This is a genomic window from Persicitalea jodogahamensis, assembly GCF_014651615.1.
GTDB classification, from domain to species: domain Bacteria; phylum Bacteroidota; class Bacteroidia; order Cytophagales; family Spirosomataceae; genus Persicitalea; species Persicitalea jodogahamensis.
Genome location: NZ_BMXF01000003.1, coordinates 447,926 through 468,450, shown reverse-complemented (window position 1 = coordinate 468,450; position 20,525 = coordinate 447,926). Strand labels below are relative to the sequence as shown.

Annotated in this window: 14 protein-coding genes; 3 read left to right on the top strand and 11 right to left on the bottom strand. The window is 48.5% G+C overall.

What is annotated here, in order from left to right:
- Positions 1 to 9: 9 nt before the first annotated feature.
- Positions 10 to 2,946, bottom strand: a complete 2,937-nt coding sequence (locus IE117_RS17365; RefSeq protein WP_229581062.1) for a SusC/RagA family TonB-linked outer membrane protein — start codon at positions 2,944 to 2,946, stop codon at positions 10 to 12.
- 760 nt (positions 2,947 to 3,706) lie between these two features.
- Entirely contained in the window at positions 3,707 to 4,264 is a 558-nt protein-coding gene (locus tag IE117_RS17360) for a YcxB family protein (RefSeq protein ID WP_189565744.1), read from the bottom strand.
- Positions 4,265 to 4,536: 272 nt separating this feature from the next.
- On the opposite strand from IE117_RS17360, the gene IE117_RS17355 reads away from it, so the two are divergent.
- A complete protein-coding gene (locus IE117_RS17355) occupies positions 4,537 to 6,600 on the top strand; it encodes a BatA domain-containing protein (RefSeq protein ID WP_189565743.1) in 2,064 nt (687 codons plus the stop codon).
- Here the strand turns inward: IE117_RS17355 and IE117_RS17350 are convergent, their stop codons facing one another.
- Positions 6,601 to 7,368: a S1/P1 nuclease gene (locus tag IE117_RS17350; RefSeq protein ID WP_189565742.1), complete on the bottom strand. Its 768-nt coding sequence runs from the start codon at positions 7,366 to 7,368 to the stop codon at positions 6,601 to 6,603.
- A 205-nt stretch (positions 7,369 to 7,573) separates the two neighbouring features.
- Between IE117_RS17350 and IE117_RS17345 the strand changes: the two genes are divergently transcribed.
- Both IE117_RS17345 and IE117_RS17340 read left to right on the top strand, forming a co-directional pair.
- Positions 7,574 to 8,164, top strand: coding sequence for a hypothetical protein (locus tag IE117_RS17345; protein WP_189565741.1), 591 nt, complete (start codon positions 7,574 to 7,576; stop codon positions 8,162 to 8,164).
- Complete coding sequence (locus IE117_RS17340; protein WP_189565740.1) at positions 8,161 to 8,637, top strand: hypothetical protein; 477 nt, start codon at positions 8,161 to 8,163, stop codon at positions 8,635 to 8,637. Before IE117_RS17345 ends, IE117_RS17340 begins: the two co-directional genes overlap by 4 nt.
- A gap of 85 nt (positions 8,638 to 8,722) precedes the next feature.
- Here the strand turns inward: IE117_RS17340 and IE117_RS17335 are convergent, their stop codons facing one another.
- The 8 genes from IE117_RS17335 to IE117_RS17300 form a co-directional block, all read right to left on the bottom strand.
- Positions 8,723 to 10,486: a phospho-sugar mutase gene (locus tag IE117_RS17335; protein WP_189565739.1), complete on the bottom strand. Its 1,764-nt coding sequence runs from the start codon at positions 10,484 to 10,486 to the stop codon at positions 8,723 to 8,725.
- Between the two features lie 116 nt (positions 10,487 to 10,602).
- Complete coding sequence (locus tag IE117_RS17330) at positions 10,603 to 13,323, bottom strand: MGH1-like glycoside hydrolase domain-containing protein (protein ID WP_189565738.1); 2,721 nt, start codon at positions 13,321 to 13,323, stop codon at positions 10,603 to 10,605.
- Positions 13,324 to 13,471: 148 nt separating this feature from the next.
- Positions 13,472 to 15,208 (bottom strand): D-alanine--D-alanine ligase family protein, encoded by a 1,737-nt coding sequence (locus IE117_RS17325; protein ID WP_189565737.1) that lies wholly within the window; start codon positions 15,206 to 15,208, stop codon positions 13,472 to 13,474.
- 241 nt (positions 15,209 to 15,449) lie between these two features.
- Positions 15,450 to 15,716: a NifU family protein gene (locus tag IE117_RS17320; protein ID WP_189565736.1), complete on the bottom strand. Its 267-nt coding sequence runs from the start codon at positions 15,714 to 15,716 to the stop codon at positions 15,450 to 15,452.
- A gap of 56 nt (positions 15,717 to 15,772) precedes the next feature.
- Positions 15,773 to 16,879: an Mrp/NBP35 family ATP-binding protein gene (locus IE117_RS17315; RefSeq protein ID WP_189565735.1), complete on the bottom strand. Its 1,107-nt coding sequence runs from the start codon at positions 16,877 to 16,879 to the stop codon at positions 15,773 to 15,775.
- Positions 16,880 to 16,973: 94 nt separating this feature from the next.
- Positions 16,974 to 18,131, bottom strand: a complete 1,158-nt coding sequence (gene dnaJ, locus IE117_RS17310; RefSeq protein WP_189565734.1) for a molecular chaperone DnaJ — start codon at positions 18,129 to 18,131, stop codon at positions 16,974 to 16,976.
- A gap of 179 nt (positions 18,132 to 18,310) precedes the next feature.
- Complete coding sequence (locus IE117_RS17305; protein WP_189565733.1) at positions 18,311 to 18,922, bottom strand: nucleotide exchange factor GrpE; 612 nt, start codon at positions 18,920 to 18,922, stop codon at positions 18,311 to 18,313.
- Positions 18,923 to 19,156: 234 nt separating this feature from the next.
- Complete coding sequence (locus tag IE117_RS17300; protein ID WP_189565732.1) at positions 19,157 to 20,500, bottom strand: sensor histidine kinase; 1,344 nt, start codon at positions 20,498 to 20,500, stop codon at positions 19,157 to 19,159.
- Positions 20,501 to 20,525: the final 25 nt, after the last annotated feature.

Below are 20,525 nucleotides of genomic sequence, written 5' to 3'. Positions count from 1 at the left end.
TAGATGATTTTAGAATGATAAGCTGGCGCCGAAAGTTACAGTCCGTGCGCGTGGATAGGGGGTATAGTCAATACCTAGTGAAGGGACACCGTCAATGGCTTTGTTAGTGTTCACTTCCGGGTCTTGTCCTGAGTATTTGGTGAACAGCAGCAGGTTCTGCCCCGTGACAAACAGACGTACGTTGCGGAAAGCACTTTCTCCCGTATTTAACCGATAACTCAGGTTAAGGTTTTGCAGACGAACAAAATCACCCTTCTCGAGGAAGCGGGTAGATACGTCAGGTGCATTCAACGGTCCTTCCTGACTACCGACTACGTCTGTGGTTACGTTCCGGCCGTTGGCGAAAGATCCCTTGGTGAAGTAGGCGTTGGCGGTGTTGTTGTAGATGTAGTTGCCGAAGACGCCATTAAAGAACGTGCTCAAATCGAAACGCTTGTAGCGAAAGTTGAGGGTAAGACCGCCCGTAACTGTGGGGATGGGACTCTTGCCATCCAGGAACCGCTGGAAGTCGCCGCCCGGATAAATGGAGTTACCGGCCTCATCGTAACCACCAAATTCGCGAAGGAAGAAGGCATATAATGGCTGACCGCTGGCGATGCGCTGAGCGAAAGCACCAGTAAGCCCCTGACCACTGATTGCACCGGTGTCATAAGTACCTAGCAAATTTTTGACCGTGTTTTTGTTGAAAGCAACATTTGCGTTTACATCAAACCCAAAGTCATTTTTGTCCACTACGATCCCGTTGACGTTAATCTCTACTCCTGAATTGACAATGTCTGCGTCGAGGTTTGTCCAAACGAAGGGAGAAATGGCTGGCTGGGCCGATTGGATTTGAATCAGCAGGTCGTTAGTGTTCTTGGTGTAATATTCCAACGATCCCGACACACGGTTGTTAAGGAATGCATAGTCGAGACCTACATTGAGCTGAGCCGTAGATTCCCATTTCAAGTTAGGGTTGGGGAAAGCTACCGAACTCAGGCCACCATTGTTAATGTTTGTACCGCCGCCGCCAATGCTTGCGCCGCCGTAACGCTGCCGCTCAGTGTAAAGGTTATGAGGTATTTCCTGGTTACCCGTAATGCCATAGCCCACACGCAGACCCAAATCGGAGAAAACGTTCTTGGGAACGAAATCCTCTTCGATCAGACGCCATTTGGCTGCAAAAGACGGAAAATAACCGTACTTATTGCCCGAGCCGAAGCGGGTCGAGCCATCGGCTCGCAGGGTAGCTGTCAACAAATAACGATCATTGATGCCCAAATTCACCCGACCGAAGTATGATTGCAACTCGTTGAAATTGGAGTTAGATCCCTGGATGATACTTCCCTTGCCGTCTGCATTATCGGCAGATGAGATGTTGTTAATCATCAAATCCAAGTCACTCACCCGAAAGTTGGTAGCTTGAGAATTCTTGGAGTAGTAATCGAAACTTTGGTAAGAGTACCCAAGCAGCCCGTCGAAGCTAATATTACCAAACTTCTTGTTATAGGTAAAATAGTTTTCCATCAAACGGTTTTCCACCTCGATATCACTCAGGTATAGCTGCCCGTTGTTGGCAATGTCCTCCGCCACCAAAAGCCGCGAAAAGGCCGACTTGCGTCCCGAAAAGGACTGGTCGAGGCCAATCACCGTTTTGAACTTCAATCCTTCCAGAATCTCGTACTCAGCGTTGATATTTCCCAGAACCCGTAATGTATTGGTGAAGTCTTTGGTGTATTGAATGATCGCCATCGGGTTGGGTTCTACCGAAGTGGTCTGGAATGGGGTTCCGTCAGCATTGTAGACCGCATTGGTAGGATTCGTCTTCAAAATGGCTCCCAGCAGGTCACCTGAGAATCCTGCATTGTCGGTAACGGGCACTCCTGTATCAGTAGTTTTGGCAAAATTGACACTTGCCCCAACCGTCAGTTTATCATTTATAAACTTCTTGCCGCCACTAAATGAACCGGACAAACGCTTGATGCCAGAATTCAGGATAATTCCTTCCTGGTCAAAATAGCCCATCGAGAAACGATAGTTACTGCCATTTTCTCCGCCGCTGAAGGAAAGGTTGTGCTGGTTGGTCTTTCCCGTGCGAAATAGTTGCTCCTGCCAGTCTGTTCTGGCTCCATTATCAGTGCCACCCGCAGCTACATAGGCTTCCGGGCTTAACAAATCGTACTTTTTAGTAATGGTGCTTAGACCCAGCGAATAGGAATAATCGACCGAGCCTTTCCCCTTCCCTTTCTTAGTGGTAATGAGCACGACCCCGTTGGCACCACGCGCACCGTAGATGGCAGTTGCTGAAGCATCTTTGAGGATGTCCATGCTGGCGATGTCGTCAGGGTTAAGGAAGTTAAGCGGGTTACGAGCCGTACTGCTACCTAGACCACCGGCACTTCCGCCGCCCGAAACGTCGTTTCCGGCCAAGGGCACACCATCCACCACGAAGAGCGGACCATTGCCACCGCGCACTGAAGAAGTACCACGGATACGTACGTTGATTCCACTACCGGGTTCGCCACTGCTCTGGGTGACCGCTACCCCGGCCACGCGGCCTTGAAGCAATTGCTCAGTTGAAGTAATTACACCTTTGTTAAAGTCTTTGGCTGCGATAGCCGCCACTGCTCCGGTCGCATCACTTTTCTTCACGGTACCGTAGCCGATTACGACCACTTCTTCGAGCGCTGCGGCGTCCTCCTGCAAGGATACGCTTATAGATGTTCGGCCGTTCACCGCTACTTCCTGCGCTTTCATGCCCACAAAACTAAAAACGAGTGTACCATTCGAAGGCACATTGGCGACATTAAAACCACCATTGATATCAGAAGTGGTCCCTACGGTAGTTCCCTTAACCTGAATCGTGACGCCGGGCAGTCCACTCCCTCCTGTATCGGTCACTTTACCCGAAACCGCAATATTCTGAGCAACAGATACATAGGAGAAAAATATTGAAAGAAACGCCAAAATTGACGCTTTTTGTGAAAAATGGTTGGGCCATCTCTTGGGCCAACCTGAAAGAAGAACTTTTTCCATAGGTTTTTTAGGTTATTATTTAGAACGATTGCTTTATAAACGTACAAATATAGAAGTATGTTAGCATAACGCTTGAATTTTTTAAGATTATTTTGATCAAAAACAGACAAAACCATGTAGTATTTTTCCATTTTTTTCTAATGGTTTCGATTAGTTCCGAACCTGGATAATATGGTATTATATCTGCAAAAATGAATACTAGTATCTTGTATCATAGTTTATTAAAAAAAAATAATATATACGAGCATCTACGCTTTATATAACCGTTGTTATTCGATTAATACAATATTTTCTAATATGATCCTTTTCATATTAAATCTAACGAGTGCTGAAAGGGATAAGTAGTTCGGTCTGGTAACTGAAAGGGCCTGCATTTTTAATGAAGGAAAATAGCCTTTTGATTCAAATGATTCTAATCACCAGAGTCTCGTGGTAAATACGGTTTATAATAACTTTCTCTACTGCCAGCGGAGGCTTGAAAACCGGCAATAAAATACCCCTTCGAACACTTTTTAAAAGTACTCAAAGGGGCTGAGGGCCTGCACGAAAAAGGAAGTCAACTGTGGTTAAAACACAGTGTTCGTACCATCAAAGAATAAAAGGCTTTCGTAGCTTCGAAGCGCAGTTGCCTCGAAAATGTGTTTGTTGACCGATATTCAAGAGCATGAGAAATACTTGAAATAAATTTGCCCTATTTTCCATCCTCGACCAGTCCCTTCTGCCGCAAAATCCGGTCGAAAAGCTTCATGTCGTGATCAGAATTAAATATGGTGTACGGTAGATATATAAACTGACCACGTGACATGACAAGGACATAAGCCTCTTTATCCTTATAGGCCTCCTTAATCATGTCCCATTTCATGACGCCGCCTTCCTTGGCGTTGATTTTCATCAGAATTTGCCGCTGATCTATTTCGTAGATATACTTGTCGAACATCGGTTTGTATTGCTCCAATTGGGTAATTCCGGTAAATTGAATCACCCAGAATAATATATACAGAATTACGCCCACAAGTATGACTATATAAATCCAGATATTAGGGTAAACCCCTGTCAGGCTGATAATGGCGTTGACCATGAGCAGAAAAAGCGGGAGCAGCAGCCATTTCATTTGGGCCTTAAAGAACTGCTTCATCGCCAGCCAGATATATTTTTTGGTATCCAGGGCATAGCGCTTGGTGCGAATAGCTGCCGGATTGGCCGAAACCTGGGGATTGGACTGGTACTTATTGGAAGGCATTTTTGCCATTTGGTTGGTATTAAATTGTTAGTTATTAGGTTCTTGTACGCGGTTTACTATTCTCGAAAAGAGGGGTCTGTGCAGAGGGCAGGCATTTGTTCGCTTATGCGTGCATCCTGCTTTTCGGTGACTGCAAAGTTAGGAAAAAGCCCCCAACTTCGCCGAAACCGGAAGGATTTAAAACGGGATGACGTATTTTGGCGTTATTTGTATTTAAAACCAATTGTGAATGAGTGGCGGCGGGCGGCCTCGTCAATTTTTCACCTACTCAAAATTAGTAAATGAGTTTCCTTTTTCCTTCATTTCTCTGGGGTTTACTGGCGGTTTCGGTTCCCATTGCCATTCACTTTTTCAACTTTCGTCGCACCAAGCGCGTTTTTTTCACCAACGTGGCTTTTCTGAAAGCGGTCGAGACACAGACGAGTTCTTTCCGAAAGGTCAAGCATTGGCTTATTCTGGCTGCAAGGGTACTGGCAGTGACCTGTCTGGTGCTGGCCTTCGCCCAGCCGTTTCTACCTAGTAAGAGTGAATTAGGCATCAGCCGTCAAGGCATTACCAGCCTGTACCTCGACAACTCGTACAGTATGCAGAATGAGGAAAACAACAAACGCTACCTAGACATTGCCACGGGGCGTTTGGGCGATTTGTTGTCCGTCTTCCGAAATGCCACCACGCTGCAGCTCATGACCAATGATTTCTCGGCCCCCGAGCAAACGCTGGCTACAGCGGACAAAATCCGTGATCGCCTGACGACCGTAGGCCTGTCGCATACACCGCGAACATTGACGGAGGTTTACCGGCGCCAGCAGAACCTGATGGCACGCCACGCCACGGCTGGTGAAAATCAATTGTTCTGGTTTTCAGATTTCCAGAAAAGTACGGTCGGCGACCTTTCCAAAATTGAGGTAGACTCGACAAACCGATTGTTTATCGTACCGGTTCAGGCCACTCCCGAGAAGAATATTTACGTGGATTCGGTATGGCTCAACACCCCTTTCATTCGCGAACTGCAAAACAACATCCTCTATGTCAAGGTTAGCAATTCGGGGACCGAGGTGGCCGAGAATACCGTTGTCAAGCTGTACCTTGATGATGCACAGGTTTCGACCGCTTCGGTGGATGTTCCTGCCAATGGCTCGGCCAATGCCTCCTTCAATTTCAGTATAAAGGGCCGGGGCTACAAAAAAGGACGCATTACCTTCGACGACTTTCCTGTCACATTCGACAATGATTATTATTTTGTGCTGAATGCCTCGCCAGTGATCAATATTGTCCATGTGTACGGGCAGCCAACCGGAGGCAGGTACATTGAAAACGTTTTTGATAATGACAGTTTGTTTTCCACTCAGAGCTTCAGTGTCCAGAATGTGGACGTCGGCCAGCTCCGCTCCGCTGACCTCGTTGTGCTGGAAGGCGTCGAGCAACCATCGGGCTCAATACGGACGGCACTGGAAGATTTTGTCAAGAAAGGCGGCAGCCTGGCAATTATTCCACCAACGAGCCCAGATGCGGGTAGTTACAGCTCCTTTCTGGCTAATCTGCGAATAAACGGCTTGCAACCCCGCCAGGGTGCTCCGCAACCTGTACCCATGAACCTTCCGGACAGAGGCACCCCTTTCTTCAGCGATGTGTTCGAGGAATCTGTTCGTCAGGAAACCAACCTAAGCTTACCCTCCGCTTCGCCGACCTGGCAATGGACCAACAGCGGCAATACCCTACTTACCCTCCGAAATGGGCAAACCTACCTGAGCCAAACCTCAGTGGGGCAGGGAAAGCTATATCTTTTTGCCGCTCCCTTATCGGCGGCTTATGGCAATGTGGCGCAGCATGCGCTATTCGTACCTGTCATGTACAAGTTGGCTTCGCTGAGTGTCCGGGCCCAGCGTACGGCTTACTCATTCGATGAAAACAGTCTGGCCATGACAGTAAGCGACCCAAAACCCAATGCCGTCTATAAACTCCGCCGGGGCAAGACAGAGCTTATTCCCGTGCAGCGGCTCAATGGCAATCAGCTAGTGCTGGAACTCCCTAAAAGCAATCAACTAAGCGATGACCAGTCGGTGGATGCGGGCTACTACGAGCTCATGAATGAAGACAATACAGAGCAACTCCTGGCTCTGAACCATGATAATTCCGAGTCGAAGCTGGAATATTACACCCCTGATGAACTGCGGGCGGCATTTTCAGGCAATAAAAATGTGGAAGTATTCGACAAGATCGACGATGCAGCTTTCGCCCGCGAGTTTGAAGATCAGAATCTTGGCACCAGCCTTTGGAAATATTTCCTGATCGCAGCGCTGGTGTTTTTGCTAATGGAGATTTTGCTGATTCGGTTTTTGAAATAACTACCCATAAATCTCATTCAGCAATCCTGCCAGGTGAATCCCGGCTTGCATCAGCACCCGCTGCACAGTGTCGAAGTTATCGTAGGAATAGCGGTAGCTCAGTTTCTTGTCCTCGGGAAGGGTATATACCTGAGGCAAAAGCCCCTGCGATACGGCAGCCCATTCGAGCGTACTCATCGCCTGCCATTGCTTGATCTGGGATTTTGACGGCTCGTCGAGAAAACCTGCCAAGTCAGAATAGCTGAGTTGCTTGCCTTCGATCATGTCGCTGTCCCACACGCGGTGAAGGTTGGAGTTCTGGCCAAACCAAGTCACCCGCTCGCGGTTGCCACCCTGATCGTCGCGGTCTCCGACATGTAGCGGTTGATGTAAGTCACCCACCAAGTGAACCAGAAATTTCAGGTTTTCAGCCTCCTGCGCTGGCGTCAGCGTGTGGGCTTTAAGAGCGGCGGTGATTTCCTCAATTTTCATAAGAATGTCCCCCTTCGGATTTTTCACACTTTGTTCGTACGTCTGTCCTGGCAGGATCGTCACCCAATGCCAGTCGTGGGTGTGATTATAGGCCGTATCCGACTTTACATCATCCATGTAGTTGGAGACCTCTGCCAGCGAATTGCAATTCAGGATCGAGGCAATTTTACGCTTAGCCCTTTTGTCAAGGTGATTTTGGGCCACCAGTCCCACCACGCGGTGCCCCGTGACACCCCATGCTGCTGCTGGCAGGTTTAAAACGACTAAAACAAAGCATAAAGTGAAGTACTTTTTCATTTTTCCCTATAGAAAATTACGTGGCCATTGGCCTGTTTGTTTTTTTTGCAAAAGTACATTTCTTAACTGCCAATAGGCATGTCAGGATCTATTTTTTTAGTAAACCGAAGGCAGCCTAAGTTTGGGAACCGGGCGTTTTGTTTCAATCTTTGCATAGAAACCAACCTTGAGGTATCACACCTTAGGGTTCGCAACCAAGATATTCATGAACTCAGCCCGCATCAATGTCACTACCTTTCTGCTGATTGGCCTAGCAGCAGGGTGTGGATCTGCCGACAAAGATCAAGGTACTAATGATTCGATTTTCTCTCGAAGTACCACCGAAGCCTCCATCGCTGATGCCAATTCGCTGGATATCATCTCCCCAAGTTCTTTTCAAGGCATTTCGCCGGGAGATAAAATTGCCACGCATGAATCCAGATTAAGTAAAGGCGAAATGGTCAACGGTGAGGGAGACTTCAAGGTGTACTTCCTGATGGGAGAGCAAGGAAACAAAATGGGCTATTTGCTGCCTGATCCTGTTGACGAAACCAGGGTAGGCGATATTGTCATCACTTCTTCAATGCCCGAAACAACGGAAGGCATGAAAGTCGGTATGACACTCGGCGACCTCTTCGACCGGTACCGGAATCTGGAAATTCACGGTTCAGAGATAGAAGGTCGGACAAGCGCGATTAAAGGCCGATTGTCCTTTCGACTTGATATAAACACCTATTCCTACGAGGTAGATTCTGAGAAAATTCCACTGGATACCAAAATCACTGAAATAACCATTAACCGTTCTCCTGCCAAATGAAAACCTGTAAAAAATGGGTAGTCCTGCTTTTTGTTGTATTGGTCGCAGCCTGCAATCCGGCAGCTGACTCGCCTGAAACCGCCCGAAAGTACCTGCTTGCCTCGCCATCCTGGAAAATCACCGAGGTTTACGTCAATGATGCCCTAAGCTACAAAGATGGCAAGGTAGTAGAGAATTTTGGAGGCCCGGTGTTCAACCGCTATATGCAAAGCGTGCAATTCAGGGAAGATGGTGCTTTTGTCGGCCAGTACGAGGAGAAGGAAGAACCCAACGTTCTGCATTGGGAAATCGATCAAAAGGATGATATCATTCTGGTGACTGCTGCTGACAGCACCCAGGATAACAGAAGCGGCTGGTCGATTGCGCCCCGGGATGTACGCAAAGACTACTTTGAGATGACCACTGAAACCGCGGCATTCAGTTACCCAAATGTGCTGAGAATAAGGTTGGTGTTTGTAAACAAGGATTTATAAAAGGTTAAAGGTGAAAAGGTCCACGGTTCGCGGACTGTGAGGAACGGTACTTTGAATGAAACCCTTTGACCTTTAACCATTCGACCTAAACTAATCCTAATTCTTTCCCTATCGTCTGTACCTTCTCTTTTAGACCCGCGTACACCGCGTCAAAATCTGCGTTGTCTTCGAGATTGGCCCGCACACCAACGTAAAATTTGATTTTTGGCTCAGTACCCGACGGGCGGCAGGTGAACTTAGTGCCGTCGTTTGTGAAGAATTGCAGAACATTGGACTCCTCAATTCCCATTTGTCCGGCCGGGATATTGAATATTGCTCCGCTACGCGTATCCACGTTTTTCAAAGATTTATAGTCGTCCATCCGGATGACAGGGGCACCCGCCAGGGTTTTGGGCGGATTCGCCCGGAAGTCCGCCATCATCTGCTGGATTTCGTCGGCCCCGCTCTTTCCCTTTTTGGTAATGGAGATAAGGCCCTCGTAGTAGAACCCGTACTGCTTGTAAATCTCCATGAGCATGTCAAACAAACTGAGTCCTTTGTCCTTGGCATAAGCCGTAACTTCGGCCATGATTGCGCAGGAAGCAATCGCATCCTTATCGCGCACGGCATCGCCGATCAGATAGCCGTAGCTTTCCTCGCCGCCACCGATAAACTCCTCCTGGCCTTCCTTTTCGCGGATCACCTGGGCGATGTACTTAAAGCCCGTCAATGTATTGTAACACTTCACCCCGAATCCGTCGGCCATGTTGTCAATCAGGTCCGTCGTCACGATGGTTTTACAAACAAACTGATTCCCCGTAAGCTTTCCTGCTTCCTTCCAGGCCGATAACAGATAGTATATCAGCAAGCTCGCGGTTTGGTTACCGTTTAACAACTGCAATTCACCATGATGGTTTTTGGCACCAATGCCCACCCGGTCAGCATCCGGGTCGGTCCCCATGATCAGGTCGGCGTCTATTTCTTTGGCTTTCTCCAGCGCCAGACTCATCGCCTCGCTTTCCTCGGGATTAGGGTAAACTACCGTCGGAAACTGACCATTGCCATTGGGTTCGGCCTGTTTGTCGATCACCGTTACATTCGTGAAGCCCATCTCTTTCAGGACACGGGGCACCAATTTCACGCCCGTACCGTGAATAGGCGTAAATACAATTTTAGTGTCCTTTTGATTTGCAATGGCCTCTTTCGAGATGGATAACGAGAGTATATGATCAATGTATTTTTTGTCAATATCCTCACCGATGCTGTGGATGAGATCAGAGTTGCCCTCGAACTTGATTTGCTCCACTGATTCGATAGCGTTCACTTCATTGATAATGTTGCGGTCGTGAGGAGCCACCACCTGCGAACCATCCACCCAATAGGCCTTATAGCCGTTATATTCTTTCGGATTATGTGAGGCAGTCACAACTACCCCACTTTGGCAATCCAGTTCGCGTATGGCAAAAGACAACTCCGGCGTTGGCCGCAGCGAATCAAAGAGGTACACGGTTATTCCATTACCCGAAAAAATGTCCGCGATGATTTGGGAAAACTCATCTGATTTGATACGCGAATCGTAAGCAATTGCGACTTTTACTTCCTCGTCCGGGAAGTTCTTAGTAAGGTAATTGGCCAGCCCCTGCGTAGCCTTACCGACGGTATATCGGTTCATGCGATTGGAACCGATTCCAATGAGCCCCCGCAAGCCTCCCGTACCAAATTCCAAATCCTTATAAAAGGCATCCGTTAACTCGGTAGTACTACCTTCATCGATCAACTTCTGGATGGAGGCTTTAGTGTCGTCATCATAATTTCCTTCCAGCCAGGAATTTACCTTTTTTTCTACGTTTTCTTCGAGTTGTACAGACATTTTTCAGTTGAAAGTTGAATATGAATAGATGGCTCTGAACCTGACATTAAAAAGGTGCCAACCCTGGAATACCTGAAGCTGACACCAATTCAATAAAGGCATTGACTAGGTATTTCTCATCCTTTATCTACCGCTAAATTTTCTAATTCAGGTTCCGGGTCTTCTTTGAAAGTAGCAGCTGCACGGGCTTTAATTTGGGAAGTTTTCAGAATAATCTCCGCGATCAGGCCTGTCCAGCCCGTCTGGTGTTCGGCTCCACAGCCCCGGCCATTGTCGCCATGGAAATACTCATAAAACAGAATATTGTCACGGAAATGTGGGTCTTTCTGCATCTTCTCGTTATCGCCAAACACGGCACGCCGGTCGTTTTCGTCTTTTTTGAAAATCCCAATCAGTCGCTCACCAAGGGCCACAGCCACTTCGTCGATCTTCACCAGGTTACCTGAGTTGGTGGGATACTCAACCTCGTAGTCATCACCATAGTAAGAATGGAATTTAATCAGCGAGTCAAAAATCAGGAAATTCAGCGGGAACCAGATCGGCCCGCGCCAGTTGGAGTTGCCGCCCATGATATTGGTCAGCGCCTCAGCGGGCGTGTAACCTACCTGCAGTACTTCACCATTTATGTAGAACTTGTAGGGATTCTCCTCATGAAACTTCGACATGGCCCTAATTCCATAGTCTGAAAGAAACTCCTGCGCGTCGAGCATGCGTTTCAGAATCATCTTCATGCGGTGGCCGCGCAAAATGGCCAGCAAGCGGTTTTCACCTTTTCCAGACTCAAACCAGCGCGAAATCAAACGTGCCAGGTCGGGCCGGTTGGCTAGTACCCACTCAACACGCCGCTTGAATACCGGCATTTTTTCCAGCATTTGCGGATCAAGAATTTCGACGGCAAACAGTGGAATGAGCCCTACAATGGACCGCACTTTCAGCAGAATACTCTGTCCATTGGGGATATGAATTACGTCGTAGTAAAACTGATCCTCTTCGTCCCAAAGGCTGATCGTTGAATTCTTGTCGCCCATTGCCTCCATGGCTCCGGCGATGTAAAGGAAATGCTCGAAAAATTTCGAAGCCATGTCCTGATAAACGGGCTGTTTCAGTGAAATTTCAACCGAAATCCGCAACATATTCAGGGTATACATTGCCATCCAGCCCGTGGCATCAGCCTGTTCCAGCTTTCCTCCGAAAGGCATGGGCGTAGAGCGGTCGAATACCCCAATGTTGTCCAGTCCCAGAAAGCCACCACTGAAAATGTTATTGCCCGTGTCGTCCTTTTGGTTTACCCACCAGGTGAAATTGAGGAGCAGCTTGTGAAATATTTTTTCCAAAAACTCGATATCCCCCACTCCGTCATTTTGCTCGCGGTCAATTTCATACACTTTCCAAGTGGCCCATGCATGGACTGGCGGATTCACATCCGAGAAATTCCACTCATAGGCAGGAATCTGCCCGTTGGGGTGCATGTAGTATTCACGAAGCAAAATTTCCAACTGCCGTTTGGCGAAATCGGCATCGATCCGGGCCAGCGGTATGCAGTGAAAAGCTGAGTCCCAGGCCGCAAACCAGGGATATTCCCACTTATCGGGCATCGAAATCAGGTTGGCAGAATAAAGGTGTTTCCAGCCTGAATTACGTCCCCACTTCCGGGCGGGTGCAGGACCAGGGTGCGCCGGATCGCCTTTTAGCCACTCATATACATTGTAATAGTAGAACTGCTTGTTCCACATCATCCCGGCGTAGGCCTGCCGCTGAATTGACAATAATTCCTTATCCTTAACGTCGCGCTGAATCTCTTCGTAGAACTCATCGGCTTCCCGGATACGCTTGTCGAACATATCGTCAAAACCACCGAAAGGCTCTGAAATGCTATGGTTCACGAAACGCATCCGCACCGTGACACTCTCCCCGGCTTTAACGATGCGCGAAAATTTGCCCGATGCTTTGGTGCCTATCTGGTTCGGGTTAACCGTTTTGGCCTTACGCCCACTGACGATATAATCGTTGATGCCATCCTTAGGATAGGGCGAGGCATTGGGCGTACCGTAGAGTTTCTTGAAATTTGTTTCGTTCTCGCAAAAAAGTATTTCGTCGGTTTTATCCAGATAGTAGTTGAACTTCCCGTGTTTGCGGTGATTCACTTCGATGATGCGGTTGCCGACGCCATTCATCATCGGCTTGTAATCAAAATCGGGATAGCCCCATGACCAGGTATTACGAAAAGCGATAGTCGGCAAAATGGTAATCGGAGCGTCTTTCGGGCCACGATTGTGCGCCGTTACCCTTATCATGAAGTCCTCTTCGTCAGCCTTGGCGTATTCAATGTAAATATCAAAGTACTCGTCGTTATCGAAAACTCCCGTATCTGTAATCTCGTATTCCAGTTCGGATTTCCCACGCCGGGCGTTTTCCTGTCGTATTTTCTCGTAAGGAAAAAGATTCTGCGGGTACTTATACAGCATCTTCATGTACGAATGGGTAGGCGTGCTGTCAAGATAATAGTATAAATCCTTGACGTCCTCGCCGTGATTGGCCTCGGTATTGGTAAGGCCGAATATTCTCTCTTTCAGCAGTTTGTCCTTATGATTCCAGAAGGCAAAAGAAAGGCATATATGCTGTTTGCTGTCCGAAAATCCCCCAATTCCTTCCTCTCCCCAGCGGTAGGCTTTGGAACGGGCCATCTCATGAGTGATGTAGTTCCAGGCGTCACCATTCCGGCTATAATCCTCCCGCACGGTACCCCACTGCCGTTCCGTCAGGTAAGGTCCCCATTTTTTCCATCCCCTGTTTTCCTTCTGAAGGGTAAGTCTTACTCTTTCTGCGCTATTGGCCATGTCAAATCGATAATTTATATGGGGAGGGTCAAACTATTTTTAAATGCTCAGTCAAAGACTGACTCCAATTAAATCACCCGGATTGTGCAAATAAATGTGATTCTGGAAATAGTAGCACGTCTTACTACGGTTTAATCACTAAAATGGGTTATTTGCCAAGAATTATCCAATCTTCTACTTCACCAATCCCATTGAGCGATTCGAATCGGTGGACCTCTAAATCCACATCGCCCACATAAAACTCGGCCAACGCCCTTCCCTCTTCCGACGTCTGCACAAGCAGTGGGTCACGAGTTTTACGGCATTCCTGCAAAATATCTTCTACATACTCCTTGAACATCAACTGAACGGGCAATTGATAGTATTCTGCTTCATTCACTTTCAATACCGGAACCGCCCGGTACTTTCCAGCCGCATTAATCAGGCCATACACGCGCTGCGCTGCAGCATATTGGGTGTCGTCTTTGCCAAAAACGATGCCTTTCCGCGGTAGTTCTGCTTGCACGCCGGCCGTGATTTCAGCGTCCAGTTCGGCTAATAAAGCCCGCAACTGCCATACTTCTTTACCTGTGCGAATACGCTCTCGGATCGATTGGCGGATAAAATAGGTTAACGACTGCGTCACGTTTAAGCCTATTTCTGCCATTTGCTTAAAGATGAGCGAGGTCGGCGACATGCCCGGAATTGTATTGGGATCATGAAGCAAAATATCGCCCCCGGGCGTCAGGAACCCATCGATTCGGGCGCAAACGTTGATGCCCAAACGGTGGAACACCAATGCTATAACCTCCCGAATTTTTTGATTGTTTTCGAACGTCGTATCCACCGGAATCCGCTTGCGGGTAGCACCGGGCTTGTATTTGGAATTAAAATCGAACACTTCCACCACCTTGATGACTTCCGTTGGAGGGAGGGCGAGAGGAGTACCATCCGATAACTGAATACACCCGCAGGAGAATTCCTGACCGCGTACAAAGGTTTCCAGAAGTACCTGGTCTTCGGCGTTGTTGCTGGAAAGGGTTATTTTCTGGCTGTCTTTTGCAAATTCCTGATCCAGATGCTCTATCAGCAAGTCAGGCAGATAAAAAGTCTGGTCTCCGGATATTACAGGAAATCCGATTCCCTCGTCGAGATTAGCCAGGCTCTGCGCCCAGGCTTTCTTTTCGGTGTCTGAGCGTTTCAGCCAATCGTCCACATTTACTTCTACCTGAAAGAAGCACTGGTTAATAGCCTTCACAAACTCCCGAAGGTCGTCTTTCTGGACAATAGCCACACCAATAGAGGAGCCCTGATGCGGGGCTTTCACCACGATCGGCAAGCCAAGACTACTTTTCACCTTTTCAAATATCTCCTCACGATCCTGGCCCTGCCAGGTTTCATGCCGAAGCACATCCGTCTTTTTCTGCTGCCCGTTGGCCAGGGCAATCATTTCATTCTGCAGGATTTTGTCAATACCCACCGCTGACCCCATTAACCCAGGCCCGCTGTATGGGATGCGGTACCATTCGAGCAGCCCTTGAATCGCGCCATCCTCGCAGTCGGGACCGTGCATTGCCAGAAAGGCAAAATCAAAGTAGTGAGTAAATTCCGAGGGTTGAATCAGCTGGCCGACTTCGCTTTCAATTTCCTTAGTAGCCAATTCGGGAAATGATTCAGTGTACAGGCGGTAGCCTCCTTCATCCTGTTTGTAAGATGGAAAAAAATCTCTGATTTCCTTTTTATACAAAACCTCGGGCTGCACTTTGATAAAGCGGCCAAAGCTGTCTACGAAAACGGGTACTGCCTCAAAGAGCTTTTTGTCAAGATGTTCATAAGCTGTTTTGCCCCCGGCAAAAGAAATTTCACGCTCGCGGGAAGGTCCGCCAAAAAAAATACCTATTCTCATTTTGTGAAGAGTTATTGCAGGGAACGGCCCGTCATAGGAGTTGACAATTCGGGATTGTCGCAGCTGACGAGACAGTAAGTGCTTCCAGTCTCAAAAGTATATAATTCATTAACCTAACCGCAAGATAAGGTCCGTCAATTGAATTATATAGCAAGGATAGAAAAGATCGCAGGAAAACCGGCTTTTGAAGATTTGTCCCGGAGAGCCCGGAACAAGCGATATGAGCCTGGAAGTCTAGAATCTAGGAGGCAAGCGCTGGTACATTGATCGCTTCGACACGCAGAACATGCGGAACAGCTTTGCGAATAGACTCTTCAAGACCAGCGCGGAAGGTCATAGCATTCATTGGACAGGTTTGGCAGGAGCCTATCAGCTCAAGACGGACAATCAGATCATCAGTAACCTCAGAAAGTACGACATTACCGCCGTCGGCTTCGAGATAGGGGCGCACCGAGTCGAGCGCCTGCTCTATCAAACCTTCAATTCTTATTTTTTCGTCTACACCCATTATGTCAAAATATGCGCTAAAATGCACTATTTTATCCGAAATTCAAACTTCTGCCCTTATAACCGCATCTCGACAACTTTGGTTTTCTCAACTTTGGCATTCCTGATGGCGACCTGCTGTGCCAAGGCTTCAGCCGTCTCCCGAAAAGCTTCCGAAGCAGGGGTCTCCGTGGTCATTACCGCCGGACGCCCTTCGTCGCCTGCTTCACGGATACTTTGCACCAACGGAATCTGCCCCAAAAATGGAACATCATACCGCTCGGCTAACTTGCTGCCTCCTCCTTGTCCGAAAATATAGTATTTGTTATCGGGTAGTTCAGCCGGGGTGAAGTACGCCATATTTTCGATTACCCCCAAAATCGGGACGTTAATCTGGGGCTGCCGGAACATGGCCAATCCCTTATTGGCATCAGCAATGGCGACCTTCTGCGGTGTAGTGACGATGACCGCTCCCGTAACGGGGACGGTTTGCACCAGGGTGAGGTGAATATCGCTGGTGCCCGGTGGCAGATCAATCAGCAAATAATCCAGTTCGCCCCAGTCGGTATCGCCAAAAAATTGCTTCAACGCCTGACTCGCCATCGGGCCGCGCCATACCACAGCGCTGTCGGGCGGAGTAAGGAATCCAATGGAGATAAGCTTGATACCGTATTGCCGGATCGGGTTGATGTAGTTCTTGCCGTCTTTGGGCGTGATGGTCGGCTGCATCTCTTCTGCCCCAAACATAACCGGAATCGAAGGTCCGTATATATCGGCATCAATGATACCAACTTTCGCACCAGAGCGGTGCAACGCCATCGCCAGGTTGGCAGTGACGGTCGACTTACCCACTCCGCCCTTGCCCGAAGCAATGGCGATTACATTTTTAACCCCGGGTATTACAGCAGCGCCGCTTCGCGTAGAGGTGACATCGGAAGTCAGGTTTACAGTAACATCAATATCGGCAGAGAAATGGCTATGGATTGCCTCGATGCACCGGGAGCGAATCAACTCTTTCAAAGGGCAAGCCGGGGTCGTAAGCACCACGGTGAAGCTCACCTGGTTTACGCCTACCTCAACATCCCGCACCATGCCCAGAGTGACCAGATCTTTTTTCAGGTCAGGCTCTTCCACAGTACCCAGCGCAAGCAGTACCTTCTCCTTATTTATCGTGAATTCTCCCAATTCTTTCTATATATAACTTCGTGAAGCGACAAATCCACACGGGACAGCCCCGTACTTGGCGGATTGGCGCGAGAAAACTTGAACAACTACATTCTCAATGAAAAAAGTCTTTCATTTTATCGAAAAACCCTTTTTCATTCTTGCCGGGCTTGGGCTGGAAATTGGGCGAGTCCCGCAGGGCTTCAAGGGTACTGCGTTCATCACTTGACAGTTGCTGGGGAGTCCAGACGTTGACGTGAACGAGCTGGTCACCTCTTCCATACCCATTGAGATCCTTAACCCCTTTCCCTTTCAGACGCAGGATTTTCCCGGCCTGGGTGCCCGGCTCAATGGTGATGCGGGCCTTGCCATCAATAGTCGGGATCTCCATGGAAGTGCCCAGGGCAGCATCAATAAAACTCAGGTGCATATCGAAAACCACATTGTTGCCGTCGCGCTTGAGGTGTTCGTTTTCTTCTTCCTCGATGACAATCAGCAGATCACCCGCCACGCCGCCGCGCTGCGGCACGTTGCCCTTACCAGACATGGACAGTTGCATTCCGTCGCCCACCCCACCCGGAATATTGAGTGTGATAAGATCGTCCTGCATAAGGCGGCCTTCACCGGCGCAAACCTCGCAGCGTTCGATAACAGTTTTACCTTCCCCCTGGCAGGTTGGGCAGGTGCTGCTCGACACCATTTGGCCCAGCATGGTATTTACTACCTTTCTCACCTGACCATTGCCCTGGCAGGTTGAGCAGGTTTCCAGTGCCGTACCGTTTTTGGCACCGTTCCCGCCACAAGTATCACAGGCAACGTGGCGCTTGACTTTAATCTTTTTTTCCGCTCCATTGGCAACCTCGTTAAGGTCGAGCTTCAGCTTGATGCGCAAATCTGACCCGCGTCTTTGCCGACCACCGCCCCCAAACATATCGCCGAATGGACTGCCGCCGCCCCGGGCTCCGCCCCCGAAAATATCGCCGAACTGGGAGAAGATGTCCTCCATGGTGAAACCACCACTGAACCCGCCAGCGCCGGCAGAACTACCCACGCCACGATGACCAAAGCGGTCGTACTGGCTACGCTTGTTCTCGTCGCTAAGTACACTGTAAGCCTCGGCAGCCTCCTTAAACTTATCCTCGGCGGTAGGGTCGTCGGGGTTTTTGTCGGGGTGGAACTTGATCGCCATCTTACGATAGGCTTTCTTAATGTCCTCGACGGCGGCCTTGCGGTCTACGCCCAGTATTTCGTAATAATCTCTCTTAGTTGCCATGTTTATCTAAATAGACAATGGTAGCCAGAAAACTAAGAATGCTGATTTCCATGCTAACTGACGATTGTCTTTTTCTATTTTTCAGGTTCGGAAGGTTGCGCTCTGGTATAAATCGATTGCACCTTGAAAATATAAGATATGAAGAGCGGGAAAATTGTCCGCTATCCTTTGCCTATTCATTACGCTCCCACCACGACCTTCGCGTAGCGAATGACTTTGTCGTTCAGAAAGTACCCTTTCTCGACTTCATCTACGACCATGCCCTTCAACTCAGGATTGGGAGCAGGATACTGAGCGATAGATTCGTGCAATTCGGCGTCGAATGGCAATCCAACGGTTTTCATTGGCTTCAGCCCTTTCGATTCCAGCGTTTTATATAATTTTTGGTAAATCAAATCCACGCCTTCCTTCAAGGGTTTTACCTCGGTAGTTTCATCGAATGATTTGATCGCCCGCTCGAAGTCGTCCACAACAGGGAGAATATTCTTCATCGTGTCGGCATTGGCAGTACTGATCAGTTCCAGTCGTTCTTTGGCGGTACGGCGGCGGAAGTTTTCGAAATCCGCGTACAAGCGAAGGTACTTGTCCTTCATCTCGGCCAATTCGATTTTCAACTTTTCCTCAGCCGTCATCTCAAAAGATTCTTCATCTATTGCCTGATTCTCGGCTATCTCTTCTTCAGAAGCCAGCTTGTCGGCCTCGATTCCGTTGTTTATTTCTCTTTCCACTTTGTCAGAAAAGCCCATTGGCTCCTGCGACATATCTTCCAGATTTTCGTTGTTCTCTGCCATAGTTCACTGTGTGGTTTCGCGGGTAAATCAAAGTCATGGTTGAAAACTACCCCTTGATTTATTCACAAAAATCTAATAACCAATAAATTATATATGATTTGTCAGTATTTTTTAGAATTCAGTTCTGTAAAGTAAAATAAACCTGCCAGGGACCTGCGGCTGACAGATTGACATTTTGAATTCACTTCGAATTCAGAAACATTACACTAGCATGACGCGGAGTAGTATTACTGACTATGAATAGGCTTGCAGCTGACAGGTTAGGGTTGTGCTGGTGCCAGTGTTGCCATTCTTGCCAATGCAGAGCTGCCCGTTAAGCGATTCGGCGCGTTTTTTCAGGTTGATCAACCCGTTGCCTGTGTGTGGCAGCGCCGGGTCAAACCCTTTACCATCATCCTTTACGCATAAAAAGACGGTGGCATTCGAAAACTGAAATTGAACATACACATTGTTGGCCCCGGAATGTCGCAGAGCATTGTGCACAAGCTCCTTATATACTAAATACAAGTCGCGCCGCATGTGCGAGGGCACGGGTTGCCCGTCGGTATTGAATTCAAAATGGAGCTTTGCCGGGTGGTGCTCGTATAGGCTGAGGCCCGTCTCCCGAAGTCTGTCCGTGAACTGCTGAGCAGAATCGTGGGCCGAGTGCAGACTCCAGACAATCTCGCGCATGACCTGAATGACCTTCCGGGCCGTTTCACCAATTTGCTTAAGCGATTGCAAAGCCTGAGCCGGATCCGTGGTCATCTGATGGGCCGTCGCGTGACTCACCATACTGATACTGGCAAGGTCGGCCCCCAGCTCATCGTGCAGGTCGCGGGCTATATCGTCACGAATTCTCAAAAGTTTCTGATTTTTAAGATCGTTTTCCCTAAGCTGGGCAATCAATTGCTCCTGCACCCGAATTTTTTCCAGCTCGTTCTGCCGATTCCGAAGCGACATCCCCAATGTAAAGCAAAGTACCTCTCCCACTACGCCCAATTGCATGAAGGTAACTGAAAAGGTAAACGGGTTGTCGGGATTACGGTTGAAAACGGACGGGAAGTAGTTGACGACTAACGCCACCAGGCAACCTGCCACAAACAGCAATGAACCCGTGATGAAGTAGGAGACGACGGGCTGCCGCAGCCGCATGATGCGTGGCACGACCACAAGTGCTGCTCCCGCCACAGAAAAGCGGAACACGGCGTAACTCAAACTTTTGATTTCGTCGTTAGTCCCAAAGAGGAAAAGCAACCCTTCGAAAATGGTTTCTCCCGCCAGGAGCAAAGTCATTACGCGAAGAATGCGGTAACTTAGAGGATCGTTTTCCTGTATGCGGATGAGTTGCACCGCAAAGCTGATGTACATTACAAAAGCCAACGATTCCAAACTGGTAATCCAATAATTGGTGCCCGGAATGTATTCAGAGCTGGTGTCGGCGTCGTCGAGGTAAAAGGTGAGCGTGATGCAAACGATGTACACTGCATATTGCCAGTAAATGGCTTTTCTTTGCTGAAAGTAGCTCAGCAATGAAAACAGGGCCATCATGTAAAGCATCCCATCCAGGAAAAACCGCAGTCTCTCGTAAGATTGCATAATTATATGTGTGTGCGTTTTCATG

Coding starts and splice junctions, on each gene's coding strand:
- IE117_RS17360 (WP_189565744.1), bottom strand. CDS start 4,264: ATGGCAAAAATGCCTTCCAATAAGTACCAGTCCAATCCCCAGGTTTCG.
- IE117_RS17355 (WP_189565743.1), top strand. CDS start 4,537: ATGAGTTTCCTTTTTCCTTCATTTCTCTGGGGTTTACTGGCGGTTTCG.
- IE117_RS17350 (WP_189565742.1), bottom strand. CDS start 7,368: ATGAAAAAGTACTTCACTTTATGCTTTGTTTTAGTCGTTTTAAACCTG.
- IE117_RS17345 (WP_189565741.1), top strand. CDS start 7,574: ATGAACTCAGCCCGCATCAATGTCACTACCTTTCTGCTGATTGGCCTA.
- IE117_RS17340 (WP_189565740.1), top strand. CDS start 8,161: ATGAAAACCTGTAAAAAATGGGTAGTCCTGCTTTTTGTTGTATTGGTC.
- IE117_RS17335 (WP_189565739.1), bottom strand. CDS start 10,486: ATGTCTGTACAACTCGAAGAAAACGTAGAAAAAAAGGTAAATTCCTGG.
- IE117_RS17330 (WP_189565738.1), bottom strand. CDS start 13,323: ATGGCCAATAGCGCAGAAAGAGTAAGACTTACCCTTCAGAAGGAAAAC.
- IE117_RS17325 (WP_189565737.1), bottom strand. CDS start 15,208: ATGAGAATAGGTATTTTTTTTGGCGGACCTTCCCGCGAGCGTGAAATT.
- IE117_RS17320 (WP_189565736.1), bottom strand. CDS start 15,716: ATGGGTGTAGACGAAAAAATAAGAATTGAAGGTTTGATAGAGCAGGCG.
- dnaJ (WP_189565734.1), bottom strand. CDS start 18,131: ATGGCAACTAAGAGAGATTATTACGAAATACTGGGCGTAGACCGCAAG.
- IE117_RS17305 (WP_189565733.1), bottom strand. CDS start 18,922: ATGGCAGAGAACAACGAAAATCTGGAAGATATGTCGCAGGAGCCAATG.
- IE117_RS17300 (WP_189565732.1), bottom strand. CDS start 20,500: ATGCAATCTTACGAGAGACTGCGGTTTTTCCTGGATGGGATGCTTTAC.